5 protein-coding genes and 1 pseudogene (1 of these 6 cut by a window edge) are annotated in these 5552 nt (G+C 73.4%); all 6 read right to left on the reverse strand.

Annotation, left to right across the window (positions count from 1 at the left end):
* Nucleotides 1–466, reverse strand: the beginning of a protein-coding gene (locus FGF04_RS24870) for a TIGR03885 family FMN-dependent LLM class oxidoreductase (RefSeq protein WP_149513476.1). Its footprint begins 530 nt before the window's first position; the window shows 466 of its 996 coding nt (coding positions 1–466); the start codon lies at nt 464–466; its stop codon lies beyond the left edge, outside the window.
* Between the two features lie 194 nt (nt 467–660).
* The gene (locus FGF04_RS24875) at nt 661–2022 is read right to left on the reverse strand and encodes an NAD(P)/FAD-dependent oxidoreductase (RefSeq protein WP_149513477.1); all 1362 of its coding nucleotides are present in this window, start codon (nt 2020–2022) and stop codon (nt 661–663) included.
* A 173-nt stretch (nt 2023–2195) separates the two neighbouring features.
* Complete coding sequence (locus tag FGF04_RS24880) at nt 2196–3149, reverse strand: SGNH/GDSL hydrolase family protein (protein ID WP_149513478.1); 954 nt, start codon at nt 3147–3149, stop codon at nt 2196–2198.
* 131 nt (nt 3150–3280) lie between these two features.
* Nucleotides 3281–3874 (reverse strand): annotated as a pseudogene (locus FGF04_RS24885) (tellurite resistance TerB family protein); the annotation flags it as partial.
* A gap of 145 nt (nt 3875–4019) precedes the next feature.
* A complete protein-coding gene (ssuE, locus tag FGF04_RS24890) occupies nt 4020–4577 on the reverse strand; it encodes an NADPH-dependent FMN reductase (RefSeq protein WP_149513479.1) in 558 nt (185 codons plus the stop codon).
* A 79-nt stretch (nt 4578–4656) separates the two neighbouring features.
* A complete protein-coding gene (locus FGF04_RS24895; protein WP_149513480.1) occupies nt 4657–5442 on the reverse strand; it encodes an alpha/beta hydrolase in 786 nt (261 codons plus the stop codon).
* Nucleotides 5443–5552: the final 110 nt, after the last annotated feature.

Genomic DNA, 5552 nt, shown 5'->3' on the forward strand with positions numbered 1-5552 from the left:
GGCGGGCGCGGTCCACCGTGACCAGGCCGTCGTGGCTGACCTCCTCGCCCGCCAGCAGGGCCCGGATGACGTCCACGCACTCGCGCAGCCGGGCGTTGCGGACGTCCTTGCGGGGCCAGCGGGCCCCGGTGATGTGCTCGTTCGAGGCTTCACCGCTGCCGAGGGCGGCCCAGAAGCGGCCCGGGAACATGGCGGCGAGACTCGCGACGGCCTGGGCGACGATCGCGGGGTGGTAGCGCTGTCCCGGCGCGTTCACGACGCCGAACGGCACCTGGTCGGTGGCCTGCAGGGCGGCGCCGAGCCACGACCAGGCGAACCCGGACTCCCCCTGGCGGACGCTCCACGGGGAGAAGTGGTCCGAGCACATGGCGGCGGTGAACCCGGCGCGTTCCGCGTGCGCGACGGCGTCGAGCAGGTCCGCGGGCGGGATCTGTTCGTGCGAGGCGTGCAATCCATAGGCGGTCATGCCCTGCCGGGTACCCCCCGCACGCCCGGCGAGGCGAACGAATGGGCGCACACCGCGTGTTGGTGTGCGCCGCACCGTCCGGAGGCCGCGGGACGGCCCGGGTCCCGCCTCACTCCCGTCCCGTCACCGACCCGGTGCCACTCCCGTCACGCGGTCCCGGTCCGCTCCGGTCACGCGGTCCCGGTGCGCTCCCGTCACACGGTTCCGGTCCGCTCCCGGATCTGTTCCGGCGTCAGGTACGCGTTCGTGTACTCGAAGTCGCGCAGCGTCGCCGGCGTACGGGACTGGAATCCGGTCCGTACGAAATCGTCGCCGGCCAGGCCGTTCAGCAGCCAGTTGGTCGCGACCCGGGCCTTCGCCACGCCGGTGCGCAGCGCCGCCCAGTGGTACCCGCGGGCGGCCACCAGGGCGGGGACGCCCTTGAGTTCGACGCCGAGCGGCTTGGACACGGCGTCGAGACCGCCGAGGTCGACGACGAGCCCCAGGTCCTTGTGGACGTACGGTGTCATCCGCTGCCCGCGCAGCGTGGCGATGACGTTGTCGGCGACGTGCTTGCCCTGGCGCATCGCGTGCTGCGCGGTCGGCGGGCAGACGGCGCCGTCCGTGTCCTTGGCCTCGTCCGGCACGGCGGCGGCGTCGCCGAGCGCGAAGACCCCGTCGTGGCCCGGCAGGCACATCTCCGAGGTGACCGCGAGCCGTCCCTTGACCGTCTCGGCGCCCAGGGTGGCGATGAGCGGGCTCGCCGCCACGCCGGCGGTCCAGATCAGGGTGTGGGTCGGGATCACTCGGCCGTCGGTGAAGGTGACCTCCTCGGGGGCCGCCTTCGCGATCGAGACGCCGAGCGAGACCTCGATGCCCCGCTTGCGCAGGATCTCCAGGGCGCTGCTGCCGAGCTTGTCGCCCAGCTCCGGCATCAGCTTCGGGGCGATGTCGATCAGGTGCCACTTGATCAGCCGCGGGTCGAGCCGCGGGTAGCGCTTGACGGCGTTGTGCGTCAGGCGCTGCAGGCACGCGGCGGTCTCGGTGCCCGCGTAGCCGCCGCCGACCACCACGAACTGCAGCCGAGCGGCACGCTCGGCCTCGTCGTCACTGGCGTCGGCGATGTCGAGCTGCGAGATCACGTGGTCCCGGACGTACGCGGCCTCGGCGAGCGTCTTCATGCCGCGGGCGTTGTCGGCGAGGCCCGGGATGTCGAACGTGCGGGTGACGCTGCCCGGAGCCAGCACGATCTGGTCGTAGTGCTCGTTCACGATCTCGCCCGTGATCTTGCGGACGACGCAGACCTTGGCCTTCACGTCCACGCCGATGGCGCCGCCGGGGATGATGCGGGTGCGGTACCTGCGGCTGCGGCGCAGCGACACGGCGATCGACTGCGGGGTGAGCACCCCGGAGGCGACCTGTGGCAGCAGCGGGAGGTAGAGCTGGTAGGAGAACGGGGTCACCAGGGCCAGCTCGGCCTCGTCGGGTCCCAGTTTGCGCTCCAGGCGGCGGACGCACTCCACTCCTGCGAAGCCCGCTCCCACCACCAGAATCTTCGGTCGTACCACGATGTCCATCCCTTCACCGGCGCGCTCTGTCGGGCGTCCCTCATTCCCCTGTGCCCCTGAGTTCCCCCATCGCACATGGTGATCCCTCAACAAGACGAGCGGCCGTACCTCCTGCGACCGGCGAGTCGGCCCGCACGAGGCACGCGGCCCGGCGTACCGGGCCGCGTGGGACGGGGTGTCCGTCAGTGGCCGTGCCCCTTGCGCAGGTGCGTGAGCACCGCCCCGGCCATGGCCTTCTCGCCCTTGGCGTTGGGGTGGGCGGGGRCCGCGGGCGAGGCCGGCTGCAGCGGTTCGATCCAGCGCACGGCCGGGTCCTTGCACATGTCGTGCCCGACGGTGGGCCCGTACGTGTCGACGTATGCGGCGCCGTTCAGCCGGGCGATCACGCGCATCATCAGGTTGAGTCGCTTGCCGGTGTCCCGCAGGTAGGGGAAGTCCCCGGCCGCGAACGGCACCGAGGGGTAGCAGCCGCTGCCGTCCTCCGGCAGGAGGTCGGGGTAGCCGACGACGAGCACGCGGGCGCGCGGGGCCCTGGCGTGCACGGCCCGCAGGACCTTCGTGAGCTTGGGGGCGGTCTCCAGGATGTTCAGCGTCAGCCGGTCGGCGCCGGACGCCGTCGTGTAGTGGCGCCGGCAGGGGGCGCCCGCGGGGTCCTGCACGCCGAGCCGGGCGCAGGTGGCGATGATGGAGCCGAACCCCATGTCGTTGCCGCCTATCTGCACCGTCACCAGGTCGGTGCCCCGCTGCAGGGCGTCGAGCTGGGGCGGGTTGGTGCCCTGGGCCTTCCACATCTGCTCGGTCGTGGCGCCGCCGCAGCTCACGTCCTTGAACGTGGCCACGCCGCGCTCCGCGGCCACCAGGGAGGGGTAGTTGTGGTCGGAGCGGGCGCAGTTCGCGTCCACCTGGTTCGGGATCAGCGGACCCGAGGTGTACGAGTCGCCGAGCGCGACGTAGTCCGTGCGGGTGCCGTGGCCGTTCCCGCCGGTGCCGTGGGCCTCGACGGGGGCGCCGGAGGCCATGACGAGGGCGCAGCCGCTGACCGCTGCCGCGAGGGTGGTGGCGCGGCGGCGCAGCGACACGGTCCGGTCGGCCCGGCCGTTCCGGTCGTGCCGGCCGTGCTGGGTGCGACGGTTCATCGTGGTTCCCCCTGGGTCCGGGCGGCTCATGACTGCCCTTGTATACCGGCCGGTTCACTGCCGGGGCCAGAGGGATGCCGTCGTCGTCCGCGGCGCCGTGGGGGCTGGTCGCGCAGTTCCCCGCGCCCCTGAAAGGCGGGGGGTGAGAGACCGAGCGCCGTGCAGGCCTCACGGATGACGTACTGCTCGGACGCCTCGAAGTGCCCGTCGGCGCCCGCCACCACCATGCCCGTCTGGACGACCGCGCGGGCCTCCGCCGGCTTCTTGGCCGCCTTGGCGATGTCCCGCAGCGCCTCCGCCTTGCCCTGCTCGAAGTGGGCGGTGAGCCGGTCCACGTGCTGGTTGAAGCGCTGGCGGAGCTGGTCCGCCGGGAAGTTCTGCAGGACTTCGTTGCTGACGATCAGCTCCTCCACGCGCTGCCTCTCCGCCGGCTCGACCTGTCCGTCGGCCGCCGCCACCAGCGCACACATGGCCATGCTCGCGTCCCGGTAGGCGCCACTCTTGAGCTCGGTCTTGACCGACGCGAGCTGCGACTTGAACAGCCCGATCAGCTGGGCCTTGGAGCCGCCGCCGGAGGACGAGCCGGGCGCCCGTCCGGCGGAGCCGTGTCCCTGCCCGGCGCCGTACCCCTGCCCGGGGGCGTGCCCCTGCCCCGCACCTCCCCTGGAGCCCTGCGCCTGCTGGAGGTTCTTGGCCTGGTCCTTGAGCCGGTCCCACATCGCCACTGCTGCCACCTCGACTTCTGCTGATACCCGTACGCGGTCCGTCAGATGAACGGCTGCCGCGTGCTGAGGGGTTCCCGAATGGCAAAGGTAACGTAAAAAGATCATGTGCAGGGGCGATCGGAGCGGCCCGCCCGGGGCCCCGGTGTCAGCCGGTGGGCGCCAGTACCGACGTACGGCCGCCCAGTGCCGCGGAGAACTGGTCGGTGACCTGCGACAGGGCCTCGGCGGCGCCCGGCGCGACGGTCACCGCGCCGTCCTCCCCGGCGGTGATGTCCTTGTCGAGGGTGAACCAGCCCTGGACGATGTGCGCGGCCCCCATGGAGCTGAGGACCGGGCGCAGCGCGTAGTCGATGGCCAGCACGTGGGCGGTGCTGCCGCCCGTGGCGAGCGGCAGCACCGTCTTGCCGGCCAGCGCGTACTGCGGGAGCAGGTCGAGCAGCGACTTCAGCAGCCCCGAGTACGCGGCCTTGTAGACGGGGGTGCCGATCACCACCCCGTCCACCCGGTCGAACAGCGCGGTGGCCTCGACGACGGCCGGGTGCCGGAAGTCGGCCCCGAGCAGGGCCTCCGGAGGCAGGGTGCGCACCTCCAGCGAGACGACGTCGTGGCCCTGGTCCCGGAGCCGGTCGTCCAGGTGGCGCAGGAGCCGTGCGGTGCGGGAGGTGGCCGAAGGGCTTCCGGAGACGGACAGGATGGCGGCCATGGAGGGACCTTTCGGGGTTCGAGGGGCGCGGTTCGGAGGACGCGGTTCGGGGTGCGCGGTCACGGACGCGGGGCGTCGCTCACCAGGCGCTGCTCTCCACGGCGACCAGGGGCACCAGGCCGTTGCGCAGCGTCTCCAGGAAGGTGACGATCTCGGCCGCCACCGAGCGGTGCTGCAGGTCGTTCAGCACGTCGTGGTGGCCGCCGCGGACGACCGAGAGGCGGGCCCGCGGCAGGGACTTGGCGGTGCGGACGAGGGCGTCGTGGTCGGCGAGGGGGTCGGCGTCGCCGGTGAGGATCAGCGCCGGGACGTCCGCCCCGGCGGCGTGGGCCGCCGCGAGCAGGGCGTCCGGCACCGCCTCGTCGAGCGATCCCCGCCGTACCCGGGTGTCCGCGGTGAGCGCGCCGCGGTGGGTGGGGCAGGAGGTGCGGACGTCGAGCTCCTCCTCCCACGTGCCGCCGGCGGCGGCGCTGCGGCCGGGGAGCCCGGCGAGGACGACGGCGTCCGGCCTCGTGCCCGCGCCGGAAGCGGCGTCGCGCCCGAGGAGCGCGGCGACGGCGAGGGCTCCGGTGTCGGCGCCCAGCAGCACGAGGGGGCGTACGACACCGTCCTCGCCCGCCGCCCCGTCGGCCGCCTCTGTCAGCCGGGCGTCGAACGAGGCCAGTCGCGCCGCCAGTTCGCCGGCGGCGGGGTTCCCGGCGCCGAGGTCGGGGGCGTCGACGACGCGGACGCGGTAGGCGTCGGCGGCCAGGCGCCTGCCCAGCCGGTCGTAGGTGTGCCGGGTCTCCCCCCTGCCGGGCACCACGAGGACCGTGGCGCGGATGCGGAGGCCCTGGGGGGCGTGGTGGTCGGTGTACTCGGTCATCTCAGGCTCCTGCGGGTGCCGGTCGGGCATGGACGGCCGGCCCGGACGGCGGTCCGGTGGCCGGGCGCGGCGGGGACGACGGGATCGGGGGCGGAGGATGTCTCACGGTC

Origin of the sequence: Streptomyces apricus, from assembly GCF_008369065.1 — a bacterium.
Classification (GTDB): domain Bacteria; phylum Actinomycetota; class Actinomycetes; order Streptomycetales; family Streptomycetaceae; genus Streptomyces; species Streptomyces apricus.

Bases quoted from the DNA above. Each gene is read 5' to 3' on its own strand.
- ssuE (WP_149513479.1), bottom strand. From the start codon at position 4,577: ATGGCCGCCATCCTGTCCGTCTCCGGAAGCCCTTCGGCCACCTCCCGC.
- FGF04_RS24875 (WP_149513477.1), bottom strand. From the start codon at position 2,022: ATGGACATCGTGGTACGACCGAAGATTCTGGTGGTGGGAGCGGGCTTC.
- FGF04_RS24895 (WP_149513480.1), bottom strand. From the start codon at position 5,442: ATGACCGAGTACACCGACCACCACGCCCCCCAGGGCCTCCGCATCCGC.